Origin of the sequence: Staphylococcus pseudoxylosus, assembly GCF_003697915.1 — a bacterium.
GTDB lineage: Bacteria > Bacillota > Bacilli > Staphylococcales > Staphylococcaceae > Staphylococcus > Staphylococcus pseudoxylosus.
Genome location: NZ_RCVN01000017.1, coordinates 11441 through 37006 on the forward strand (window position 1 = coordinate 11441; position 25566 = coordinate 37006).

Here is a 25566-nt window from a genome sequence, read left to right on the forward strand (position 1 = left end):
ATTATGATTCACCAATTTTTTCTTCTTTTACAATTTCATACATGCCTTTAGCATTTTCTTTCGTTGCATGTTCGCTTAAACCTGTCACATTTATAGTTACAATTTTTTGACCAAAACGAATTACAAGTTCGTCTGTAACTTTAACGTCTGTACCAGCTTTAGCAACTGTACCATTCACTGTAATTCTTCCTTGATCGCTTATCTCTTTTGCTAATGTGCGGCGTTTCACCAATCTTGATACTTTAAGATATTTATCAAGTCTCATGATTTATCTCCTCCTCGCTCTAAAAATTGTTTTAAAGCAGCTTCGTCTAACGACATATTTTTGGTTATATCATACAACTTCATAAAATGCTCTGCAAACACTTTTTCAAATTTCACACGTTGCACTTTACCTTCTTCAGCTTTGGCATTTGCCCATATATGTTTTAAATCTTCTTCTGACTCTGCTTGTGCTTCACCAAATATATGTGGATGCCTGTGTATCATCTTACTTGTTAAGTTTTGTACTACTTCATTTATATCAAAAAAGCCTTCTTTTTTACCAATACTTGTATGCAAGAGTACTTGTAATAGTATATCACCAAGTTCTTCTATAATATGCCAATCATCTTCATTATCTATGGCTTCAAATAGCTCAAATGATTCTTCTAATAAATACCTTTTTAATGTGTTGTGTGTTTGTACTTTATCCCATGGACAACCATTTTCATCATCAACTAGTTGATCAATAATACTTGTCCCGTAATAAAAATCACTATAGTATGTTGCTTCGTCATCAACTTTTCTAATAAATACACTTGTTACATTATTGAAAATCATAGCGTGATGGTCCAATTCAAACAAAGGTGTTTCAATAACATTTGCTCCACCACTACTAGCACCGTCTACAATATAAACGAGCTGTTCATCATCATATCGCTCCATCAATGTCACTTTTAAATCTCCAGCTGTCATGGGACTATACACTTGCGTGATTAATGTGTGTGTACGTATGTTTAATTGCTGACTTGTAAGCGACGTAGCATCAAGCAAAGTAAAACCATCATTAGGGTCTACTTTCACCGCTTCAAACACATCATCTATAAAGCTTTTACCGCCTAATATTTCAACTTTTATGTCGTCATGTTGTTGTGCATATGTCTCTAATTTTACAGTTGTCGTTTCAGCTACACGAGGATGTCCAGGCACTGTATACACGATATCATCTTCTTGAGCTGCTTCAATTAATTGCGTCACAATAGTTTGATAGACGTCATCAAATGCTTGATTTTCTTCATAAACATGATCAAAACTTTGGAATTGCATACCTTCGTCAGTCAAAGCTTGTATTACTGGATGCTCTAAAGTTCTTGTATATGTTATAGGCTTATTTTTCAAAAATTTGTATATACCTAATGGCAAATCATCGATGCCGTAGTTGCCTAATCCAACAATCGTTATCTTCCCTGTCATTATCTTTCCCCCCTCTTCATATGGTATAACTTATCTCCAAATGGTAAATGCTTTAATTCTCTATAACTTAACAAGTTGGTATGCACAATAGCAACAACAATCACAATGGCACCAATACCTGCTGCGATTAATAATTCTATTAAACCAATTATCCGTCCATGTTCAGGTATCAACCACATTGTAATTTGAACTGCTAATGAAAGGATAAGCATTGTAACAATCAACTTCATCACATATTTACGCATACTTTGGAAAAGATAATATTTCAATACATGTTTGTGTAATACAATGGCAAATAAAATGAGTGATATTACAGTACTTATACTACCACCCAACATTAATAATTGCGGTATCAATACTATATTTAGTATCGTTTTACTTACAACACCCACGCTAAATGCCAATAATACAGGACGCACTTTATTTTTTACTTGTAATAGAGCAATATCCATCATAATAAGTGACACACAAATAACAGTTAACATATATACAGCTAGCGTTAACGTTTGGCTATCATTTTTAAAAAATACGCTATTCATAATAGGCATTAAATTAATTAAACCAATACCTGCTGAAACACTAAACAAGATTGTGATTTTAATAGAAGCGTTAGCATATCTATTGGTAAGTACCTTATTCTTAACTTTTATTGCATCCGTTAGTAAAGGGATTAGTACAAAACAAAACGTCGTTGTGACGATTAACCCCATTTGAATAAATGATGCACCACGGTCATAGACACCTTTTTGAGAAGCCGCTTGTTGAAAATTTAAACCTGTACTTTGCAACATGTGAAGTACTGTAAAACTATCGACCACTTGCCACACAATAACAATAAGTTGACTTACCGCAAAGACAAGTATAGCTAAGACGAGTTTCCGCCATTCTGCAAATGGTTTTTGCGCTGATTCATACGTCTTATTTTGTGAATGTTTAAATGGTTTGCACATTCCAAGGAAGAGACTCGATGCTAAAAACCCAAATGCCGAACCAATAATTGCTAATGTTCCCGCAGCATAAAGTGACCATTGTTGTGTCATAAATAAAATGATCGCCACAATGATGATACCCACACGTACAAATTGCTCGATTACCTGGGAAATAGCTGGCACATTCATGTTCCTCTGTGCTTGATAATAACCTCTAAACACACCTAAAACGCCGATAAACAAGAAGCTAAAACTTGCTGCTCTAAGCATAGGCGTCAGATTAATATCCCCCATTAACAATGCAACCCACTTCGCACAAAGTAGCAGAATCAAGAAAAAGACTGTGCTTATGAGTTGTATGCGCATCATCACATGCATGTACTGCTTTAAATTTCCTTCCGAACCAAATATCTGGGTAACTGCACTAGGTATCGCATTCATCGTTAAAATAACACCTAACGCTACAATCGGATAAACTTGTTGATATGCATATAACCCTTCATCACCCAAAATATTTTGGTAAGGTACACGGTAAATTGCACTTAATACTTTGACAACTATAAGAGCCAAAGTGAGCACGACCACTCCACTAAAAGCAGTCGACTTGTCTATCTTAGCTTTCATCAGAGATAACCATACTTTCTTCTAAACATTTTGCTAGGAATTTCAAATTATCAAACCAAGTACTTGTTTTATTTAATGTCACTTTCATTTTACCATCTTGAACGCCTACTTTCATTGTGCGTCCTAATGGTTGCGTCTGTTTAAATAATGTTTCGCCATTAATATCTGTCGTACCCTTTTCAGATAAATAAATTTCTACCTTTTTACCAATATCCTTAATCAAGGTTACGCCAGCATGCAATGCATGTATTTTAATTTCCATCATTTCTAGCAGTCTTTCAACTTCAACAGGGTAATCATTAAAGCGGTCAATTAACTCATCTTTAACATCCATTAACTGTGCTTCTGTCTCAATTTTACGTAATTTCTTATAAATTTCTATTTTAGCTTGCTCATTTTGAATGTACTCTGCTGGTAAGTATGCATCAATATTAAGTTCAATCTCAACATCTGGAGCATCTTGTTTTTCATCTGTCACGCCACGTTTTTCATTTACTGCTTCTTCTAACATTTGAGAATATAAGTCAAATCCTACTGAATCTATAAAGCCATGTTGTTGTTTACCTAATAAATTACCTGCACCTCGAATGTTTAAATCACGCATCGCAATTTTGAAACCTGAACCTAATTCAGTAAATTCTTTAATTGCTTGCAAACGATCTTCAGCAGTTTCCGACAGTACTTTATTCGTAGGATGTAAGAAATATGCATAACCAATACGACTCGAACGACCTACACGTCCTCTTAGTTGATAAAGTTGACTTAATCCAAAGCGATCTGCATCTTCTATAATTAATGTATTGGCATTTGGAACATCTACGCCTGTTTCTATAATAGTCGTAGTTACAATGATGTCATATTCATGATTGATAAAACTCAGCATTGTTTCTTCTAAATCTCTTTCATTCATTTGTCCATGCGCAACACCTATATTGGCATCTGGCATAAGCATTTGTAATTGCTCTCTTTTTTCATATATAGACTGCACTTTATTATATAAATAAAACACCTGACCATCTCTTGATAATTCTCTTTCTAGGGCTTCCTTAATAAAGTTAGTGTTCTGCTCTAATACGTATGTTTGCACTGGGAAACGGTTCTCTGGTGGCGTTTCAATGACAGACAAATCACGCACGCCTAGCATACTCATGTGCAAGGTACGCGGAATTGGTGTAGCTGTTAGCGTAAGCACATCTACATTATTTTTTAAAGATTTGATTCGTTCTTTATGGCGAACACCAAATCGTTGTTCTTCATCGACAATGAGCAACCCTAAATCTTTATAATGAATATCTTTCCCCAGTAATTTATGTGTGCCTACAATGATATCAACAAAACCAGATTTCAAACCTTCTTTAGTTTCCTTGATTTCTTTTGCTGTTCTAAATCTACTGATTAGCTGCACTTCTATTGGGAAGTCTTGCATGCGTTCGATTAATGTTTCATAGTGCTGTTGTGCTAATATAGTTGTCGGTACTAAAAAGGCAACTTGCTTACCTTCCATCACTGCTTTAAATGCTGCTCTTACAGCAACTTCAGTCTTACCGTAACCAACATCCCCACACAGCAATCTATCCATAGGACGCTCAATTTCCATATCCTTTTTAATCTCTTCAATCGACTTGCTTTGGTCGGGAGTAAGTTCATAAGGAAAGTCAATTTCAAAATCATTTTGTTCAGCTGTATCTGGACCAAATTGATATCCAACAGACATTTCACGTGCTTTATATAGCTCTATTAATTCGTCTGCCATATCTTCAACACTTTGTTGAACTTTTGCTTTTGTCTTTTTCCACTCTGTGCCACCAAGTTTGTTTAACTTAGGCGTTTTATCTTCTGAGGCTACGTATTTTTGCACTTGGTCCATTTGATCAACAGGTACAAATAATTGGTCTGTTCCTTTATATTGAAGTTTAATGTAATCTTTATGTACACCGCCCACTTCTAATGTTTCAACACCTAAGTATCTACCTACACCGTGATGGACATGTACAATATAATCACCTACTTTTAAATCTTGATAAGATTTAATTTTTTCGGCGTTTGTTAATGTTTTTTGTTGTTTTGGTTTTTTCTTTTGTTTTGATTTAAATAATTCTCGCTCAGTAACAACTACTAGTTGCATGTATGGTAATTCAAAACCTTCTGATAAACTACCTTCAGTAATGATTGCACTCCCACCTTCATTACGGTGCGTAGGCGTATCGATAAAGGTTGGTATATGCATTTCATTAAGCATAGATTGTATACGTTCTTTTTTGACTTCTGTTTCAGCAAGTACAACAATCGTATAATCATTTTGAATAAACCTTTGAAATTCTGAACGCATAATATCATATTGTCCATAAAACTGTTGCACAGGCTTACATGAAAATTTAATAATTTCGTTTAGTTCAATAGACATTGTCGCTGTGAATAATGTGAAATATGTCACTGGATATGATTTTAGCTGGTTTTCAAAAGCATCATATTGCAAGAAACTTTGATCAATAAATCCTTTACCACTTTCAATCAAATTTTGCATAAACTCATCCGCTTCTGAAATAAGTGACGTTTCAGTTTCTTTAATTCTGTTATATTCATCTACCGCTACAATGGCGTCATCTTTAAAGTAATCGATAATTGTTGTAGGCTGTTGATACATAAAAGCGACAAGACGGCGTAGTACTTGGTGATCAAACATAGATGATTCGAACAACTGAAAGCTTTCATATGTTTCTTTTAATTCATTACGAACCGATTCATCAATTTTTGGCCTTGTATATTCATATGCTTCTTTAAGTTTTTGCTTTGTATGCTTAAGCACATCTTCTGTGATTATATAATCGCTCGCAGTAGTGATGTTTACTTCTTCAACATTTTCCTCTGATCTTTGGGTTTCTACATCAAAGTCACGAATTGAATCTACTTCTGTATCAAAAAGTTCAATTCTAACTGGACTACCAATTAGTGGATATATATCAATAATACCGCCTCGTAAGGAAAACTCACCTATATGAGAAACAACACTTTCTCTACGATATCCCATATTAACTAATTTATTTAAGAAGTCATCAATATCTAAATCGTCCCCTACACTTAAAGTTAACTGATGTGATTTCCACATTTCTACTGGGGTCAACCATTTCTTCAGACCGTTAAGCGGAACGATAAATAAACCTCTCTTTTCTTGAGCAAGCGCCGTTAATGTACGCACACGTTCACTCATAAATTGAGGGCTTTGTGTTGAAAATTCTTCTGTCATAATATCTTGCATTGGGTACTTGTAAATATCCTGTTCTTCAACAAACTGTGTCAAATCACTTTCTAATTTATCTGCTTGATAAAGATTGTTTGTTACAATTAATAATTGTTTAGAACTATTTAAATATTTTTCGGCGATAATCGTTGCTTTAGCGGCACCTGATAAGCCAGTAACCAATACTTGCTCTTTTCCAAATACTTCGTTTAATTCCTGATAACGTTTATCTTCATTTATATATTCTGTAATTATTGATTTCAATTGATTTCACCATTATATTCATTCATCACGCGATCAAACCGATCACTTTCTATGTAGGCTTCAATTGCACGTGCAGAATGTTCTATTACTTTATTCATTGTTTCCATTTCTTGTTTTGAGAATTTTTGTAGTACATAGTCTACGATAGACATCCCATTTGAAGGTCTGTCTACACCAATCCTAATACGTTTAAATTGATCTGTGCCTAACACTTGGATAATAGATTTCATACCATTATGTCCACCAGCACTCCCTTTTTGTCTTAAACGGATTTCACCTTGTGGTAAGTCTAAATCATCATATAAAACGACTAAATCATCAATATCTATGTCATAGTATTTCATTAACGGGCCTACTGCCTCACCAGATAAATTCATCATCGTCATCGGTTCAATAAACATTACTTTTTCGCCTGCAAATCGTTCTATCGTATAAGCACCTTTAAACTTCTGTTTATCTAAAGTAAACTTATTTTGCTCTAACATATAATCAATTACTTCAAATCCAATATTATGTTTTGTTTGTTCAAAGCGTTTACCGATATTGCCTAAACCTACAATACACTTCATTATGTTACCTCCAATAGTTGTCTTTCTTTATCTAATTTATATTCGAGTTCTATTATTTATTATTCTTATTATTTTTTGCCGTATCATTCACTATAATAACATAAAAAAGCACCTGCTTAACGTATTAAGCACGGTGCTTTTTATAAGATATGATAACGCTGAGTTAATCAGCGTATGATGGTAAAGTAATTACAAGCTATGTCAGCTTATTATTTTTCTTCACTTTCATCTTCATCGTCTTTTTCTTCGCCAACAACAGCTGGTTCTTCAGTTTCTGAATCGCCTTCCATTGCTTCGATTTCTTCTTCAGTAGGTTCTTCTGTTGGAGGAACTACTGTTACAACTGAATCAGTTACTTCGTTTTCGATAGTGAATTCACCTGAAATTTTGATGTCTTCTACTGAAAGCGTATCATTAATTTCTAATTCAGTGATATCTACTTCGATTACTTCAGGAATATTGTCTGGAGTAGCAGTAACTTCAAGGTTGAATAATGGTTGTTCAACAACGCCGCCTTCTTTAGATCCAACAGCTTCACCAACTAATTGAACTGGTACTTCAACAGTACGTTCTTCAGTCATGTTGATAGCTAAGAAATCAATGTGAGTGATTTGGTTTTTAAGTGGGTCGAATTGGTAGTCAGAAACCATTACTTTAATAGTTTTAGAACCTACGCCTAATTCGATAACACCGTTACGTCCAACTTCACGGATAACTTTGATAAATTCTACTTCATCTACTTTAACTGAAGTATTTTTAGTACCATAACCGTATACGATTGCAGGTACTTTACCAGTATTTCTTAATTTTTTAAGGTCTGAACGAGTTTGTTTACCTTGACGAATAATTGACTTTAATGCAGCCATATTATTTCCACCTTTCATATTTTGTTCTTATATTTCATTATAAGAACCCCTTCACTTACCCATCAACATCATGTTGCTTGCAAGTGTTTATTAAGTCGTGAAATCACGAACGGAACAATTATATATCTATTTTACCAATTAGTCAAATAGTACACTAACAGATTCGCGTTCATATACACGGATAATTGCTTGTGCTAGTAAACCTGCTACAGATAATTCTTTCGTGTTAGATGGTTTACGACTTTCATCTAATTGAATTGAATTCGTAACTACAAGCTCTTTTATTGCTGAATTTTCAATGCGTTCTTTTGCAGGACCCGATAAAACAGGGTGTGTACAACATGCATAAACATCTTTAGCACCTTTATCTTTTAAGGCTTGTGCAGCTAAAGTAATCGTACCAGCAGTATCAATAATATCGTCTATAATAATAGCTGTACGGCCATCGATTTCACCTACAATATTCATCACTTCAGCAACATTAGGTTTTGGACGACGTTTATCTATAATGGCAATTGGTGTTTTCAATATATCTGCAAGTTTACGTGCTCTTGTTACCCCACCGTGGTCAGGTGAAACAACAACACATTCTTCAAGGTCAATATCTGTCTGATTATTAAAATATTCTGCTAAGATGGGAACACCCATTAAGTGGTCAATTGGCATATCGAAGAATCCTTGGATTTGTGGCGCATGTAAGTCAAGTGCAATCATACGATCTGCGCCTGCTGTTTCAATTAAGTTCGCTACAAGTTTTGCTGTAATTGGTTCACGACTACGCGCTTTTCTATCTTGGCGTGCATAGCCATAATATGGAACAACTATATTAATATTCGCTGCTGATGCGCGTCTACAAGCATCAATCATGATTAACAATTCCATTAGATGTAAATTGACTGGATTTGATGTTGGTTGAATAATAAATACATCACAACCGCGAATACTTTCTTCTATATTAATTTGAATTTCTCCATCGCTGAAACGTTTTACCGAACATTTACCTAGCTCAATTCCAACTTGGTCTGCAACTTCTTGGGCTAATGGTTCATTACCCTTTAAAGAAAATATTTTCAAAGCAGAATTCTTATACTCATTGTTTAACATTTATAGTCCTCCAATTAATTCTTTCAATTCGTTTTCATTTGTAGACAAAACAAAACTTAAAGCGTTCAGCAACATAATCACATACTCTGGTTAACTTTCATACAATTACATTGATTTTAACAGTTTAAGCACGCTTGTCTAAATATATGCCTTTATTTTTTCAAATAACCCTCTTTGGTTGTTTGTCTAGCCCTAGCTAATGCCAAACTGTCTTGTGGGACATTATCCGTGATCGTGGATCCTGCCGCTATAAACGAACGGTCTCCTAATGTTATTGGTGCAACGAGATTTGTATTACAACCAATAAATGAATCATTGCCAATAATCGTTTTAAACTTATTGATGCCATCATAGTTCACAGTAATTGAACCGCAACCTACATTTGTTCTTTCTCCAATTTCAGCATCACCTATATAACTTAAGTGAGGTAATTTAGCACCTGTTTTAACAACAGATTTTTTAACTTCCACAAAATTACCTACTTTAACTTTTTCGCCTAAGTCTGCACCCGGACGAAGCTGTGCAAATGGTCCAATATTAGCATGATCGCCGACAATCGCTTCATTGATAACAGATTGTTTAATTGTGACATTTGATCCTATTTTACTGTTAGTTATTTCAGTATATTGTCCAACGATTGTATCTTCTCCAATTACAGTGTTGCCAGCAAGTTTCACCCCTGGTTCAATGACTGTATCTTCTCCTATGATAACGTCAGCACCTATATATGTAGTTGCTGGGTCAACAATCGTCACACCGTTTCTCATATGCTGTTCATTTGTACGTTTCTTAAACGTTTTTTCAGCTTCACTCAACATCACTCTATCATTAACACCCATAATTTCTTCAAAATCATCTGTATGATAGATTTCAACGTTACCTTTATCGTCTAAAATTAATGAAAGTACATCAGGCAAATAATATTCTTTTTGCGCATTTTCATTTCTCACTAACTCCAATTTTTCAAATAAAACTTGGTTATCAAATGCAAAAATGCCTGAACTAATTTCATTAATTTGTCGCTCTGTCTCAGATGCATCTTTTTGCTCAACAATTTTAGTTAATCGTTGTGCTGAGTCACGCAGGATACGTCCATAACCGTATGGATTTTCTGCTGTTGCTGATAAAACAGTGGCCTGTGCTTTTGCATTCTCATGATGTTCTATCATAGATTTCAATGTTGCCGCAGTGATTAACGGTGTGTCTCCACATACTACTAACGTTGTACCTTGTTCATCTTTCAAATGTTCACTTGCCATCTTAACAGCATGTGCAGTGCCTAATTGTTCTTCTTGAAAACTGTAAAGTGATGCATCGCCCAATGTCTCTTTGACATTTTGTGCGCCATGCCCAACAATTGTAACAAGTTGTTCTACGCCAGATTGCTTAACGTTATCAACGACGTGTTCAATCATTGATTTGCCTGCTACATCATGTAGTACTTTGTATTTCTTTGATTTCATACGCGTACCTTTTCCAGCCGCAAGTACTATTGCATGTCTTTGCATGTATGTTAACCCTCCATTAAAATATACACTTCTTACTTATTATAATTTAACGCTAGTCACACTTTCAAGGCTCAAAACATCAATGTTATATAATGGAAATATTTTTATTAAAAATATCAGAAATATCTAAGCATGGATTTGTCATCTTTGTTCAATTGAGTAACCGCTTTTATATTATCGAATACTAGTTTAATATACGAACGTATAATAAGAATACTATACTCTCATTTAGTTGTTATCATACGTATACGCCTCTTTTCTGATTCTAATATTCTGGTTTAAGCTATAGTAAAAAATGTATTTTACTTATAATTGTTAATAATATATTTTTTGTCACCTTTACACTTTCACAATTAATTTTATTTTTTTATTTCAAATTGACTTTGCAAAATAAAAAAGATTGGATTTCCTTTTATGCGGAAATCCAATCTTTTTTATTATACTTCGTTTTACTATTTTAATTTAAGCTTCTTCTTCTTCAGAATTATCTGATGACTGCGCATTTCTGTCAGGGATGACCTCATCAGTTTCTTCATACACTTTCATCACGGCATCTTGTATTTCTTGTCTCATTTCAGAATTTATAGGATGCGCGATATCTCGGAATTCACCGTCTGGTGTACGTTTACTTGGCATTGCGACGAATAGACCTGTGTTGCCTTCAATCACTCGTAAATCATGTACTACAAATGATTCATCTAAAGTAATTGAAACGAGCGCTTTCATTCTTCCATCTGTTTGTATTTTTCTAAGTCTTACATCTGTCACTTTCATGTAGTGAGCCCCCCTAGTATCTCTTTGTTTAGAAGCTTAACAATTTCATTAAAAATTATAAACCCTTACTTCACTTTCGCTATTAATTCGATTTCAACTTTAACATCTTTCGGCAATCTCGCCACTTCAACACAACTTCTCGCTGGTTGATGTTCATTAAAGTATTTGCCATAAACTTCATTTATATTTTGAAATTCATTCATATCAGCAATGAAAATAGTAGCTTTAATTACTGAATCTAAATCTGATCCAGCTTGGTCTAACACAACTTTTAAATTTTCTAGAACTTGTGTCGTTTGCTCTTTTACATCTTCACTGACAATTTCTCCATTTAAATTTAATGGAATTTGTCCTGAAGTGAATACAAGTCCATTTATTTCCGTTGCATGCGAGTATGGCCCTAAAGCTTCGGGCGCCTTTTCCGTATTAATAACTTTCATGATGTCGAAATCGCTCCTTTAAGAAAATTTAGTTAAACTGTTGCCTTGTTCCACCTTAAATTCCTGATTGTATTCATCTACATCAGATAATCTAACTAAGGAAGTATAATCTTCAATTAATCTTTGCTTAACTTCTTTTGATTCTACTAGTACCGATACCCCTTTAACATGTGCTTTAAACTCATTCATCAAATTCATCACACCATTTATTGAACCACCGGCACGCATGAAATCATCTACGACAAGTACATTGGAATTCTCAGGTAATGTTCTCTTTGATAAAACCATGGTCTCGATTTTTCTAGAAGAACCAGATACGTAATTTATAGAAACTGTAGAACCTTCAGTAACTTTATTATCTTTACGTATAACTACTACAGGTAAATTCAGTACATTTGCAACTGAATTTGCAAGTGAGATGCCCTTAGTAGCGATTGTTACAATAGCATCTAACTCTTCATCCATATATAGTGTTGCGATTAATTTACCAACCCGGTTCAATAAAGTAGGATTACCCATTAAATCAGATAAAAATAAGTAACCACCTGGTAGCAAACGTTCTTTCTCTTGTAAATGTTCTATCACTTCATCAATTACTTCTGTCGCTTCTGCTTTGCTCATCTCAGGTTTATAAGTAACACCACCACTAGCACCTGCAGTAGTAATCACTGTCCCAAGCTTTTCTTTTTGAAAAGTTGTTTTAATAATTTGAACATCTTCACTTATGGAAGACTTGGCTTGCTTAAATTTTTGTACAAAATACGTTAACGGTATCAACTTATTCGGATTGTTCATTAAATATTGAGTCATATAAACAATTCGTTCACTTCTTTTATAGCGCATTCGATTCATCCCTTCTCAATTAGCCTAATAATCTTACAATGTGCACTTCATTACAACAACCGTTAACAGCATTGTATACGTGCTTTGCTTGTCGTTCTTTTCGTGTTAATCCATAAACAGTAGGACCACTACCACTCATAACAGCGCCGTCTGCTCCATTCTCTAGCATATTGGCCTTTATTTTCAATATTTCTGTATGCATCTTACCCGAGACAGGTTCCAATCGGTTTGACAGACTTTTACATAATAGGTCATAATCCTCTGCAATTAAGGCCGCTTCACATGCTTCAGTATGAACATTATAAGGTTGTTTTAAATCCAGTTTTTTAAATATATCAGGTGAAGATATACCTAAATCAGGTTTAGCTACTACCACCCATGCAGAAGGTGGCTTATCTAAAAACTTAATGACTTCACCTTTACCTTTACATAATGCAGTTTTCCCTAAAATACAAAATGGAATATCTGTTCCAATCTGTATCCCCAACTCACACAGTTCTTTAAGCGGTCGATTTAAATTATATAATCGATTCATCCCTCTCATTGTCGCTGCAGCATCAGTAGACCCGCCTGCCAAACCAGCTGAGACAGGAATATTTTTATCTATAGTAATAGTTATACCTTGCTTTAAATTATAGGTCTTTTTCATTAATTCTGCAGCCTTATACGCTAAATTTTTATTATCGGAGGGAACATAGGATTGTTCTACGTCAACAATTATCTTTTTGTCTTTACGTAGTTCAAATGACAATCTATCATTCAAATCAATTGTCGTCATTATCATTTCAACTTCATGAAAACCATCATCTCGTTTAAAGAGTGTGTCCAACGTTAAATTGATCTTCGCTGGTGCCGTTTCATATATCATATTCCCACCCTCTTCCAATTCGATATGGTAATAAAATGATTTTAACATATTGTTAACATTGCGTTGTTAGTTTTTTAAAACTTAATATTTTCTATTGCTAATTTATTAATAAAAACCCATTAAATGGCGTTGACTAAAATTATAAAACATATCTCTTAACTTACTATTTTACAATATTGTTTATTCTAGATAAAACTATTACCTACTCTTAAATGCAATAATATTAATATAACAAAAAAGGTATGTTAGCGTCATTACACCAACATACCTTTTATTTAAATTCGTTCTCATATTAAAGTTTAAATTGAAAAGCAAGGCATCATTATGTGCCAAACTTAATTTAAATTTGTTTTATTTAGTGTGCAATTGCTTCTTGATGATTATCACCTTCAAAAGAAACTTGTACGTTTTCAGTTAAAACATCAGTGTATGTATAGGATACACGCTCAAAATTATAAATATCTTGATCTAGTTCAACAATAAAAACAGAAGGGTATGTCTCTTTTAAAACACCACTACGTTCAATTGTTTTTTTACGTCCACCATTCGCTTTAAGTACAATTCTGTTCCCTAATTGACAATCAAGTGAATTTTTGATGTCTCCAATAGATTTTGGCATATTGCTCCACCTCGCTACAAATTGTATAATAACACATTTTGAGGGTTTTTGTCAAATAAAATATCAATTTTAGCAAGGTAAAGCGCACTTGTCAATAATTTAAAATTCTAATTCTGGGAAATTTTTCAATTCATTGTATAAATGTGCAAATTCTTTTATTGAAAGCGTTTCTCCGCGTCTTCTCGGATCTATATCACTGGCTTCTAACCAATCGAGTATTATTTGTTTATTAGCTTTGCCGTTTACAAATAAACTTTGATAGTTATTATTAATTGTCTTACGTCTTTGACCAAACGCTGCTTTGGTCATTTTGAAAAATTTATCTTCATCATCTACAGTAACAATCGGTGTGTCGCGCTTCATTAATTTAACTACAATGGAATCTACATTCGGTGGTGGTAAGAATACAGCTTTAGGTACAGTTAATACTTTACTCGTTTCTGTATAATATTGTGCCACAATTGATAATGAACCATACGCTTTTGTACCTACCTGTGCATTGAGACGTTCTCCTACTTCTTTTTGCATCATAACTACATAACCATCAATTGGTAATGATTGTTGCATTAAATTTAATAAAATAGGTGTTGTAATGTAATATGGTAAGTTAGCTACTACCATTATTTTATTACAGTCTGAAAAATGTTCAGCAACATAATGCGCGATATCTGCTTTAAGTATATCTTCATTTACTACAGTCACATTATCATATGGTCCCATTGTATCTTCAAGTACAGGCATTAGACGTTGATCAATTTCAAAGGCAACCACTTTTTTAGCATTTTTAGCCAATTGTTCCGTTAATGAACCCATACCAGGCCCGATTTCTATTACTCCAGTTTGCGCATCAATATCACTGGCTTCAATGATATTATGAATAACATTCACATCAATTAAAAAATTCTGTCCTAAACTCTTTTTGAAATTAAATCCATATTGATTAAGTAATGCTTTGGTACGCGTCGGTGTTGCAATATCTTTATATTCCATTTAACTTTCACTTCCCTCATTATCACTTAATGCATTTCTAACATCTGCTTCTGTATAACCAAATGCATTTAGTTTATTCAACAACTGTTTCCCATTAGAATGACCAATATGCAATTTACGGCCTAACAGCTCCCTTTTTTTGCGTGCATCTTTACCAACGAGCAAGCCTAAATCAATCAACACGTCTTTACTTATTGATTCGTGTCCTTCTTCAAAAGGCGTACTTACATTCATTAATGCTTCTTTTATATCTTCAACATTAGCATGTTCTACACCTATTTTCCCACGTTTGTTTTTAGCTTTATCGCGGTCAATATAGGCATGTTTAACGCCTGGGATGTATTTTTGAATCGTATGCCTTATTTTATCACCTGGGAAATCTGGATCAGTCAGTACAATGACACCTCTAGTTTCAAATGCACGTGCAATAACCTCTAAAGTTGCTTGATTGATCGCACTACCGTTTGTCTCAATCGTATCACATTCAACCGCTCTTTTTACTCGTTCTGTATCGTCTCTACCTTCAACTACAATAAATTCATTTATCTTCATTTATTGTTACACCTTTCATTACTCACTTCGATTTTAGATAAAAATAAAAAAGGTATCGGCGTAAATTATGATGACTACTTAGCCTGTATTTTATCAACTAAGCCTTATCTCAGACCGATACCTTTTGTAATGTTTTATGCTTTTAAATTAAACAATCGTTCTGCATTTTCAGTTGTTTGCTTACACACTTCTTCATAACTCACACCACGTAATTCAGCAATTTCTTCAGCAACTAGTGTGACACGTGCTGGCTCATTACGCTTACCTCTATAAGGATGTGGCGATAAAAATGGCGCATCTGTTTCAACTAATAATCTATCAAACGGTACATGCTTTGCAACTTCTTTAGGTTGTTTAGCATTTTTAAATGTTACAGGACCACCTAAAGAAACATAGAAGTTCAATTTATTAATGACATCATCTGCAATTTCAGGAGAAGCACTAAAGCTATGCATAATACCACCAATCTCTTCTGCATGCTCTTCTTTCAAAATATCTATACAATCTTGAGTTGCTTCTCTGTTATGAATGATAATTGGCAGATTAACACGTTTTGCCAAGGCTATTTGCTTTCTAAATAACGCTTGCTGAATATCTTTAGGTGATTTATCCCAGTGATAATCCAAACCAGTTTCGCCGATGCCAATCACTTTAGGATGCGCCGCAAGTGCTTCAATCCATTCTAATCGTTCTTCTGTACAATCAATTGCATCAACAGGGTGCCATCCAATGATACCGTAAATAAATTCATATTGGTCAATGAGCTCCATTGTGCGCCCAACTGTAGGTGTATCAAAACCAACTACAAACATGCGATCCACACCATTTTCTTTAGCGCGTTCAATAACCGCTTCTAAATCTTCGTCGTATTGATCTGCATTTAAATGAACATGTGTATCGATTAGCATCTTTTAACCGCTCCTTAATTTGTGATTATTTAATTACTGATCCATTTGGAATCGCGCTTGGTAAGCTAACAAGTGTTAGTACACCATCTTTTTCAGCTGATAAAATCATACCTTCTGATTTTCTTCCCATTAATTTAGCAGGTTTTAAGTTAGTTACAACGGCAACCTTCTTACCTATAATGTCTTCAGGTTGGTAGTATTGTGCGATTCCTGAAACAATCTGACGCTGTTCATTATCTAAATCTACTTGGATTTTCAATAACTTATCAGATTTCTTCACTTGTTCAGCATCAATAATTGTTGCAGCTTTAATTTCTACTTTGTCAAAATCTTTAATGTCAATTTGAGCTTTAGCTGGGATTTCTTCTGCTTCTTCTGTCTCTTCTTCGTTCTTTTCAGGTTGCATTGATGCTTTAATATAGTCAATTTCAACTGTGCTATCTAGACGTGGGAAGATAGGTTGTGGTTTATCACTCACCATAATCGGTTCAGTTAAAGCGCCATATGATTCAATACTTTCAAGTTCAAACAACTCTGGTGTATTGATATTTAACTGTGTAAAGATTTGTTTTGGTGCATGTGTAAGGAATGGTCTTAGTAACACCGCAATAATCCGAATATTCTCTACTAAGTGAGCCATGACATTGCCAAGCATTTCTTTTTGCTCTTCATCTTTAGCTAATACCCATGGTGATGTTTCATCAATATATTTATTCGTACGACTAATGAATTTCCATACTGTTGAAAGTGCTACTGAAAATTGTAAATCATCCATATTTTCATGGAATGTCTTCACAGTATCTAGCGCCATTTGCTCCATATCTTTATCTAATTCATGTTTAGGGCCTTGATATGCTGGTAATTCACCATCAAAGTATTTATTAATCATTGAAATCGTACGATTCACTAAGTTCCCTAAATCATTTGCTAAATCATAATTTGTACGTTCCACAAACCCTTCAGGGGTAAATACGCCATCAGAGCCAAATGGTAATTCACGCATTAAGTAATAACGTGTAGCATCTAAGCCATAACGATCAATAAGTACATTAGGGTCTACGACGTTGCCTTTAGATTTACTCATTTTACCGTCTTTCATAAGTATCCAACCGTGTGCGAACACTTTTTTAGGTAACGGTATATCTAATGCCATTAATAAAATTGGCCATATAATAGAGTGGAAACGCACGATTTCCTTAGCCATTATATGAATATCTGCCGGCCAATATTTTTTAAATAAACTATCATCATCAGATAGGTAACCTAATGAAGAAATATAGTTTACAAGTGCATCAATCCAAACGTAAACAACGTGTTTTGGATTCGATTTAACATGAATTCCCCAATCAAATGACGTACGTGACACTGCCAAATCTTCAAGTCCAGGTTTAATAAAATTATTAATCATTTCATTTTTACGTGAAGGGGGTTGAATAAACTCAGGATTTTCATCGTAAAATTCTAATAAACGGTCTGTATATTTAGATAAATTAAAGAAATAACTTTCTTCTTTAACCAATTCTACTTCATGACCAGAATCTGGACTTTTACCTCCAACAATTTCTCCATTTTCGAAAACTGGATCAACTAACTGTGTTTCTGTGTAATATGTTTCGTCCGGTACTGAATACCAACCCTCATATTCACCAAGATAAATATCATTTTGAGCTAATAAACGTTCAAAAACTTGTTGCACGACTTCTTTATGACGTGCTTCCGTAGTACGAATAAAATCATCATTTGAAATTTCTAATTTTTGCCATAAATCTTTAATACCAGCAATCATTTCATCTAAATATTCTAATTCTGATTTTCCAGCTTTATGTGCTTTTTCTTGTATTTTTTGTCCATGTTCATCCGTACCTGTTAAATAACGAACATCATAGCCTTGCATTCTTTTATAACGTGCGATTACATCACCAGCTGTTGTTGTATAAGCATGACCGATATGTAAATTCCCACTTGGATAATATATTGGTGTAGTGATATAAAAAGTTTCTTTCGCCATCAATGTTCCTCCTCGATTCTTACACTATAAATATATCTAAATTCATTTTTGTTTTCAATGAAGCAGATGTGTATTTCTATTCCGATTTATATGTTAATCATCATAAAAATTCTTTGGATAGCATACTAGTCATATCCAGCATTTTTAAGTTTTAATTTTGCTATAATTTAAATATGATTAATAATCTCTATCTTATCTACATTACCATAAATCGCGCATGTTATGGGAGTTTTTCAACTCTTTTTTCTTGATTAAATTTGAATTTGTGGTATGTCCTTTTACTTAGATCTATTAATTAATAAATCAAACAACCTACGATTTGATCCTCCACAACATATTTAAACTTCATGATAGATGTCATAAACTTCACTTGTCTTCATTTGGCGTAATTCTGCTACCTGTTTAATCGCCGCTTTCGGTTTCATACCTTGATTTATATGATAATCAACGTGTGCTTTGAGCGACATATCTTCAAACCAAGCTGTATCTTCGACTGGTTCTGCACCTTCAATAAGTACTACAAACTCACCTTTAGTTGGAATACTTTCGTCATTAAGACGATCTAGCACATTTCCTACATAGTCAGTAACAATTTGCTCGAATTTTTTTGTCAACTCTCTTCCTACAGATACTTTACGCTCGCTATCAATCTTTTGAATCGTTTTAATTGTATCTTTTACACGATGTGGCGACTCGTAAATAATTAATGTGCTATTTTCATACATACGTTGTTCCAAATATGATTGTTTTTGTTTATCTTTTCGTGGCAAAAAGCCTAAAAACGTATAAGTAAAGGAGGGTAACCCGCTTGCCATTAGTGCAGTTAAACCTGCATTGGGTCCAGGTATAGTCTCTACGCTTATACCGTTTTCTCTAGCTGCAACAACAAGTTCATATCCAGGGTCACTGATTAATGGTAAACCTGCATCTGATACTAATGCTATATCAATGCCTTGTTGCAATTGTTCAATAAGATAATCTGTTTGCTGTTCTTTATTATGGTCATGGTAAGATTTAAGTGGTGCTTGTATTTCATAATGTGCGCATAATTTTTTGGTCACTCGTGTATCTTCACATGCAATCAAATCTACGGTTTTTAAAGTATCAATAGCCCGATATGTAATATCCGCCAAGTTACCAATAGGCGTTCCTACTAAATATAATGTCGACATAACCTAACCCTCACTTATTAATTCTAATTTTTGTTGACGTGTGTATCTTTTAATTTCATACTCACGTTTCAATGCTTCAGACTTTGTATCGAACATTTCCTGATAAACGAGTTGTACCGGACGTCTTATTTTCGTATATTTAGCACCTTGTCCATTATTATGTTTAGCAATTCGCTGTGTAACATCTTTTGCATAACCCGTATATAAACTACCATCTTTACATTTAACTATATAAATATAATGCTTATCCATAATATATTTCTCTCATTTCCTCGGTGTAAGTGCCATCATTATTATAAATATAAAATGGTGGCTGTATGTCTAAACCTTGGTTACCACCTTTTCTACCTTGCACAACTATTGTTTGCGACACTTTGTCTTGTTTACTATATACAAAATAAAGTTTTTTAGGCTCAATTTGATATGATCTCATATAACTTAAGACATCCATAAGACGTTCCGCTCTATGAACCATTACCATACGTCCACCTTGCTTTAATAAATGTCTCGCTGCTAAGCAGCAATCTTCTAATGTACACATTATCTCATGCCTAGCTATTTTATGCGCATCTTTTTGATGTTGATGTTGTTGATTGACTTTAAAGTAAGGTGGATTACAAGTAACAAGGCTATATTGTGAAGGCTTGAACTGTTGATGTGCGTCCTTTAAATCCATATGATACATGTGGATCCTATCATCTAATTGATTATATGCGACACTTCTTTGTGCCATATCAACTAGTTGTTGCTGAATTTCTATACCATCTATATTTTGCTGCCCTTTATCTGAAAGTAATAGAGGAATCACTCCATTCCCTGAACACAAATCCATAATCGTATCTTGCTTTTTAACTTTTGTAAAATGCGCGAGTAATAGTGCATCTGTAGAAAAAGAAAACACTTCATCATTTTGTATAATTCTTAAGTTTTCTTTTGTTAAATAATCTAATCTTTCATCTGCTAAAAGCATCTTTCTAACCTCCAAAAAAGAGGATAAGGTAACGATGCTTAATAATCAAGCCTATCGTTACTGCTCATCCTCAATTACATATGACTACTATTGATTTTGTTCTGTACCAACTTTTATTCAGTTAGTACTTCGAGACAGAATAAGCAATCATCGCCTTTTCTATGTTTTCCAAATAATTCACCATTACAAATATGAAAACCTTCTTTATAAAGCATAGCCAAATTATCTTTACTGCGAAGTGGTTGTTTAACAGGGGTTTTCTTACCTTGCGCTACATTTTTAGATTGTTCTTCCTTATCTATCAATGTTTTTAGATTCTCATTCTCGATTTGTAAGGCGACATTTTCTTCAATTAATTCAACCGTAAGTTTTTTCAAATTAACCATATCCGTATTGATTTGATTAATATTTGATTCTAAATTCGCTAATTTTTCAAATATGTCGCTACGATTCAATGTTATTTTGGCCTCCTAATTTAATGTCTCTAATTCTTCCATTTTATATTCAAGTGGCTGTTCAAGTCCTTCCACTTTTACTTGCATAGAAATATCTAAGATGTTTAGGCCAATCACTTTACCATTACCTTCTGGCGTTTTAATAGCTTCTCCTACATCAGGTAATTGAGCGCGCGCTTCTTCATAATAGTCATTTTCATATTTAAGACAACACATTAAACGACCGCAAGCTCCTGAAATTTTAGTAGGATTAAGTGATAAATTTTGATCTTTTGCCATTTTTATAGATACTGGCTCAAAGTCACCTAAAAACGTAGCACAGCATAAAGAACGTCCACACGGTCCGATACCACCGAGTAATTTCGCTTCATCTCTAACACCTATCTGTCTTAATTCAATACGTGTTTTTAGTTTTTGAGCTAGCACTTTTACTAATTTTCTAAAATCAACACGTTCATCCGATGTAAAATTAAAAATCACTTTTGATTTATCTAATGTAAATTCACAATTCACTAGTCTCATTTCTAGACTCTGCTGTTGAATCGTATTTTTGCATAATGCCATTGCCTCTTCGGCATCTTTTTCATTTTGCTCATATTGACTTAAATCTTCATCTGTTGCATGACGGACGATTTCTTTTAAAGGTAGTGTTACATCTTCATCTGCAACATCTAACGGCGCATATTTTACACATCCCATCTCTAATCCTCTTTTAGACTCAACTACCACCCAATCATCTACATTTAAATCGAAATTTTTTGGCGAATAGTATTCCATTTTCCCTGATTTTTGAAAATCAATTCCTACTACATTTTGCATGTTTAACTCACCCCTTTTATCACAATCTGTTCAAATACTAATGTCGGATTAACATTTTGGTTTAATTTTTTATGTGCTTCTGTTATTTGATCATACATCAAAATAATTTGATTATATGTTAATTTTTTAGAAAATACTTTCACTTCTTCATGCATATCACGATATATGAACTCATCATCCATTCCTACCTTAGCATGCATAACATCTTCAAAGAAACCATTAACTGCGGCTAATGTAACTAACTGTAACCGACGATTTTTAGCCTGCTTTAATAAATCGACAATCGCTATCAACGCCATTGAACGATTTGTTAACAACAACTGGCACCATTTTATAATACTTTTACGCAACGCCATCAGGTCTGCCTCTTCATTTATCGCCACTGCAATTTCAATTTGTGTTGTATATGTACTTAGCACTTCTGCTACAGGACGCGAAATTTCGCGTTCGATTAATCTTTCTATAAAGATAGACTTATCAATTGGCTTAAAATATACATGCTGACATCTAGAATGAATAGTATCTAAAATTTGTTCTGGTTTCGTTGTTAATAAGATGGCTATCGTATTATCGGGTGGTTCTTCTAAAAATTTCAAAATACTATTTTCACCTTGAACGGTTAACTTCTCAAAAGATTCAATAATATATACTTTATAGTCACCCTCGATAGGTAGTTGATTCATATGATGTACTAATTGTTCTACTTGGTCTTTTTTAATCGTAGTTTCTTCGGAAGATATATACATAAAATCTGGATGATTAAATGTTTCTACTTTTAACTGACATTGATTGTCTTGGTCACATAGGATTAATTTCGTGAAATCAATTGCGACTTGCTGCATGGATTGTCCATCATCACCCTCAAATAAATAAGCGTGCGACAGTTTACTTGATTGATACGCTTTTGTCAGTCTTTCTAACTCATCCATCATAAAGTTACTCCTTTATATAAAAAGGCTGCTTATACATAGTAACCTTACAAAGCACATTACTTAAGTTCATAACAATTTAACCTTAAGTGGAAATGTAATTTGAAAGGCCACTATATATAGCAACCATGATTCTAAAATTGATGGAAAGCATCAACTGGCATTACAAATACCGTTGCTCCTCCAACCTCTACTTCAACCGGATATGGAATATAAGAATCTGCACTGCCACCCATTGGTGTTATAGGTGATACAAGTTGCTCTCTATTACCACAAGTGTCATTAATAACTTTTAGCATTTCATCAACTCGGTCATCTTCAACACCAGATAAAAATGTTGTATTACCTGCTCTTAAAAAACCACCTGTTGTTGCAAGTTTCGTTGCTCTAAAGTTATGTTTAACAAGTTTATCTGAAAGTTCTTGACTATCCTGATCTTGTACGATTGCTATAATCATTTTCATATTAAACACCTCTTCCCAGTATTATATCATAATTTTTCTAAGTATTTGATGATAGATTCATACGTTGCATTAACAACTTTTTCTACACTCTGATCTGCATCTATTACCATAAAGCGTTCAGACTCATTATGAATAATTTTTTTATAACCTTCAACTACTTTTTCATGAAATTTTACATCCTCTTGATCTAAACGATTTTGATTTCGTTGATTTTTCAAGATTCTTTCCCTTCCAACGTCTACGCTAACATCAAGATATATCGTAATATCCGGATACAAACCATTAATAGCAAATTCATTAATAGATTTCACTTCTTCTATTCCTATTCCCCGAGCATAGCCTTGATATGCTAAAGAACTATCAATATATCTATCACATAATACTAATTTACCACTCTCTAATGATGGAATCACCTTACCTACGAGATGTTCACGTCTAGAAGCAGCAAATAATAATGCTTCTGTTCGATCATCCATAACATCTCCTTCAAGCAATACTTCACGAATTTGCTCTCCAGTTTTCACACCACCTGGCTCTCTGGTAAGTACAACTTCATATTCATTTTCTAATTTTTTGGCTACTTGCTGTATGACAGTCGTTTTCCCTGAACCTTCAGGGCCTTCAAAAGTTATAAAAGCTGACATTTTATTCATCCTTAATTTCAATTTTATGTTTTTTAATTCCTTCTACCCTTATGTGGTGTTCACACCAATAATTCATTAATTTTATCATATTTTCTGTTATTATTTCTCCTTTTAGCATTACTGGTATACCTGGTGGATAAGGTACAAGATTCACTGCTAAAATTTGATTTTCAGCTTCATTGATATCTATACTTTTAACTTTTGCTATTTCACCAGGCTGATACAAACCACACATTTCATAGTCAGGAATATCATGATCTATGTTATTGAACCTTTTTTCTACTTCTATTTGTTTTACTCTGTCGATTAAGTCTTCAAACGGATATTGGTCACCTTCATGCCACAGAGGTAAAACAAATAGTACTTGATATTCATCTGCTAATTCTACATAAATATCTTTACTTTCAAAGAACTGTTGTAATTCAATACCTGAATAGCCCGTACATTGTATATTCAACTTCAATGGGTCACTTACTTCAACTACACGCATGCCTATAGACTCAATAGCATAAATACATTTCTTTCTTTTTTCAAAAAACAAGTTAGTATTATAATGTTCATAAAAATCATGTGCTAATTCTAAACTATTCATGAGAAGATACGAAGGACTTGAAGATTGAAAATACGTTAAATATTTCAAGACATTTTCACGCTGCGGGGCATTTTTATGAATAAATATTATTGAACTCATTGTTAGTGAAGGCAATGTTTTATGATATGACTGCACAACATAATCTGCTCCTAAATTCAACGAAGACTTTGGGAAACTTGGTAAATCAAAGTGTGCACCATGTGCTTCGTCTATTAACGTAGGTATTTGATGAATTTTTGTATAGTCTAGTATCTCTTCAATATCAAAACATTCCCCATAATAGTTTGGGTATGTAAGAACTAATAACTTCGTCTCATTTAATTGTTGAAACAGTGTGCTTTGCTGAGGGCCTAAATATTGTTTTGTTTTTATACTCATAGCCATACCCAATAATCGACATGGTTCATGAACTAAATCTAAAGCATGAAAAACAGACTTATGCGCATTTCTTGCAACAACATATCCACCTTGAACATTTGAGAAACCTTGTATAACTGATAAAATACCTGATGTTGTCCCATTGACTAAATAAAACGCATCATAATCAGGATGTTTTTTCACATTGATCATGCTTTGTGCTATAACACCTTCAGGATGATGTAAATCATCTAAACCTGTTATTTCTGTCATATCCATTTCAAATTTTAGTTGATTAATATAACCTATTGTCGCATTTTTATGTCCCGGGACATGCATAGAAATTGGTTTTCTTTCTAATAACTCATTAAACTTTTTCTGTAATGGTAGTGACATACAACACCCACTTTTCAAACTTTAATTTTCATTATATTTTAACATATTTAAAGAACTACTCATATAAAGTACCACCTCTTACTCTATTGAGTTAATAGTAATTATATATGGCGTACTGCTCATCTACTCTGTTGAAATTTGACAATGACTTTCGGTTGAAGTTAAGCTCTTCGCGCATAAAAAAAAGACCCTATTGGGTCTTTAATTGC

The 25566-nt window shown here is 33.8% G+C and carries 26 protein-coding genes; all 26 read right to left on the reverse strand.

Annotated elements, in window-relative coordinates; translation table 11 throughout:
• Position 1: 1 nt before the first annotated feature.
• Entirely contained in the window at positions 2–265 is a 264-nt protein-coding gene (locus D9V42_RS13000; protein WP_107555046.1) for an RNA-binding S4 domain-containing protein, read from the reverse strand.
• Positions 262–1455 carry a MazG nucleotide pyrophosphohydrolase domain-containing protein gene (locus D9V42_RS13005; RefSeq protein ID WP_122065283.1) on the reverse strand — a complete coding sequence of 398 codons (1194 nt, stop codon included), beginning with the start codon at positions 1453–1455 and terminating at the stop codon, positions 262–264. The genes D9V42_RS13000 and D9V42_RS13005 overlap by 4 nt, the downstream gene beginning before the upstream one ends.
• Entirely contained in the window at positions 1455–3008 is a 1554-nt protein-coding gene (locus D9V42_RS13010; RefSeq protein ID WP_107555048.1) for a polysaccharide biosynthesis protein, read from the reverse strand. Before D9V42_RS13010 ends, D9V42_RS13005 begins: the two co-directional genes overlap by 1 nt.
• Positions 2998–6510 carry a transcription-repair coupling factor gene (gene mfd, locus D9V42_RS13015; RefSeq protein ID WP_122065285.1) on the reverse strand — a complete coding sequence of 1171 codons (3513 nt, stop codon included), beginning with the start codon at positions 6508–6510 and terminating at the stop codon, positions 2998–3000. The genes D9V42_RS13010 and mfd overlap by 11 nt, the downstream gene beginning before the upstream one ends.
• Positions 6507–7079, reverse strand: a complete 573-nt coding sequence (gene pth / locus D9V42_RS13020) for an aminoacyl-tRNA hydrolase (protein ID WP_039069419.1) — start codon at positions 7077–7079, stop codon at positions 6507–6509. The genes mfd and pth overlap by 4 nt, the downstream gene beginning before the upstream one ends.
• A gap of 209 nt (positions 7080–7288) precedes the next feature.
• Positions 7289–7945: a 50S ribosomal protein L25/general stress protein Ctc gene (locus tag D9V42_RS13025; RefSeq protein ID WP_107555050.1), complete on the reverse strand. Its 657-nt coding sequence runs from the start codon at positions 7943–7945 to the stop codon at positions 7289–7291.
• Positions 7946–8083: 138 nt separating this feature from the next.
• Entirely contained in the window at positions 8084–9049 is a 966-nt protein-coding gene (locus D9V42_RS13030) for a ribose-phosphate diphosphokinase (protein ID WP_039069421.1), read from the reverse strand.
• Positions 9050–9201: 152 nt separating this feature from the next.
• Entirely contained in the window at positions 9202–10557 is a 1356-nt protein-coding gene (glmU, locus tag D9V42_RS13035; RefSeq protein WP_107555051.1) for a bifunctional UDP-N-acetylglucosamine diphosphorylase/glucosamine-1-phosphate N-acetyltransferase GlmU, read from the reverse strand.
• Positions 10558–11019: 462 nt separating this feature from the next.
• Complete coding sequence (spoVG, locus tag D9V42_RS13040; protein ID WP_029379205.1) at positions 11020–11331, reverse strand: septation regulator SpoVG; 312 nt, start codon at positions 11329–11331, stop codon at positions 11020–11022.
• A gap of 65 nt (positions 11332–11396) precedes the next feature.
• On the reverse strand, positions 11397–11771 hold the full coding sequence (locus D9V42_RS13045) for a RidA family protein (protein WP_029379204.1): 375 nt from the start codon (positions 11769–11771) through the stop codon (positions 11397–11399).
• 18 nt (positions 11772–11789) lie between these two features.
• The gene (gene purR, locus D9V42_RS13050) at positions 11790–12614 is read right to left on the reverse strand and encodes a pur operon repressor (RefSeq protein ID WP_017722007.1); all 825 of its coding nucleotides are present in this window, start codon (positions 12612–12614) and stop codon (positions 11790–11792) included.
• 19 nt (positions 12615–12633) lie between these two features.
• Entirely contained in the window at positions 12634–13482 is an 849-nt protein-coding gene (gene ispE, locus D9V42_RS13055; RefSeq protein ID WP_107555052.1) for a 4-(cytidine 5'-diphospho)-2-C-methyl-D-erythritol kinase, read from the reverse strand.
• Between the two features lie 355 nt (positions 13483–13837).
• Complete coding sequence (locus tag D9V42_RS13060) at positions 13838–14101, reverse strand: Veg family protein (RefSeq protein WP_029379202.1); 264 nt, start codon at positions 14099–14101, stop codon at positions 13838–13840.
• Between the two features lie 99 nt (positions 14102–14200).
• Complete coding sequence (gene rsmA, locus D9V42_RS13065; RefSeq protein ID WP_107555053.1) at positions 14201–15091, reverse strand: 16S rRNA (adenine(1518)-N(6)/adenine(1519)-N(6))-dimethyltransferase RsmA; 891 nt, start codon at positions 15089–15091, stop codon at positions 14201–14203.
• On the reverse strand, positions 15092–15643 hold the full coding sequence (rnmV, locus tag D9V42_RS13070; RefSeq protein WP_107555054.1) for a ribonuclease M5: 552 nt from the start codon (positions 15641–15643) through the stop codon (positions 15092–15094). It abuts the gene before it with no gap.
• A gap of 134 nt (positions 15644–15777) precedes the next feature.
• Positions 15778–16551: a TatD family hydrolase gene (locus tag D9V42_RS13075; protein ID WP_122065287.1), complete on the reverse strand. Its 774-nt coding sequence runs from the start codon at positions 16549–16551 to the stop codon at positions 15778–15780.
• A gap of 25 nt (positions 16552–16576) precedes the next feature.
• Complete coding sequence (gene metG, locus D9V42_RS13080) at positions 16577–18559, reverse strand: methionine--tRNA ligase (protein ID WP_122065289.1); 1983 nt, start codon at positions 18557–18559, stop codon at positions 16577–16579.
• A gap of 338 nt (positions 18560–18897) precedes the next feature.
• Positions 18898–19731, reverse strand: coding sequence for a 16S rRNA (cytidine(1402)-2'-O)-methyltransferase (gene rsmI, locus D9V42_RS13085; protein ID WP_107555056.1), 834 nt, complete (start codon positions 19729–19731; stop codon positions 18898–18900).
• A gap of 3 nt (positions 19732–19734) precedes the next feature.
• Complete coding sequence (locus tag D9V42_RS13090; RefSeq protein ID WP_107555057.1) at positions 19735–19983, reverse strand: GIY-YIG nuclease family protein; 249 nt, start codon at positions 19981–19983, stop codon at positions 19735–19737.
• Positions 19976–20701: a tRNA1(Val) (adenine(37)-N6)-methyltransferase gene (locus tag D9V42_RS13095; RefSeq protein WP_122065291.1), complete on the reverse strand. Its 726-nt coding sequence runs from the start codon at positions 20699–20701 to the stop codon at positions 19976–19978. Before D9V42_RS13095 ends, D9V42_RS13090 begins: the two co-directional genes overlap by 8 nt.
• A gap of 113 nt (positions 20702–20814) precedes the next feature.
• The gene (gene yabA, locus D9V42_RS13100) at positions 20815–21156 is read right to left on the reverse strand and encodes a DNA replication initiation control protein YabA (protein ID WP_107555059.1); all 342 of its coding nucleotides are present in this window, start codon (positions 21154–21156) and stop codon (positions 20815–20817) included.
• 15 nt (positions 21157–21171) lie between these two features.
• Positions 21172–21975 carry a PSP1 domain-containing protein gene (locus tag D9V42_RS13105; protein WP_122065293.1) on the reverse strand — a complete coding sequence of 268 codons (804 nt, stop codon included), beginning with the start codon at positions 21973–21975 and terminating at the stop codon, positions 21172–21174.
• A 2-nt stretch (positions 21976–21977) separates the two neighbouring features.
• Positions 21978–22904, reverse strand: a complete 927-nt coding sequence (locus D9V42_RS13110; protein WP_107555061.1) for a DNA polymerase III subunit delta' C-terminal domain-containing protein — start codon at positions 22902–22904, stop codon at positions 21978–21980.
• Between the two features lie 134 nt (positions 22905–23038).
• Positions 23039–23368, reverse strand: coding sequence for a cyclic-di-AMP receptor (locus tag D9V42_RS13115; protein ID WP_017721994.1), 330 nt, complete (start codon positions 23366–23368; stop codon positions 23039–23041).
• 26 nt (positions 23369–23394) lie between these two features.
• On the reverse strand, positions 23395–24012 hold the full coding sequence (gene tmk / locus D9V42_RS13120; RefSeq protein ID WP_107555062.1) for a dTMP kinase: 618 nt from the start codon (positions 24010–24012) through the stop codon (positions 23395–23397).
• A gap of 1 nt (position 24013) precedes the next feature.
• The gene (locus D9V42_RS13125) at positions 24014–25357 is read right to left on the reverse strand and encodes an Orn/Lys/Arg family decarboxylase (RefSeq protein ID WP_122065295.1); all 1344 of its coding nucleotides are present in this window, start codon (positions 25355–25357) and stop codon (positions 24014–24016) included.
• Positions 25358–25566 lie beyond the last annotated feature (209 nt).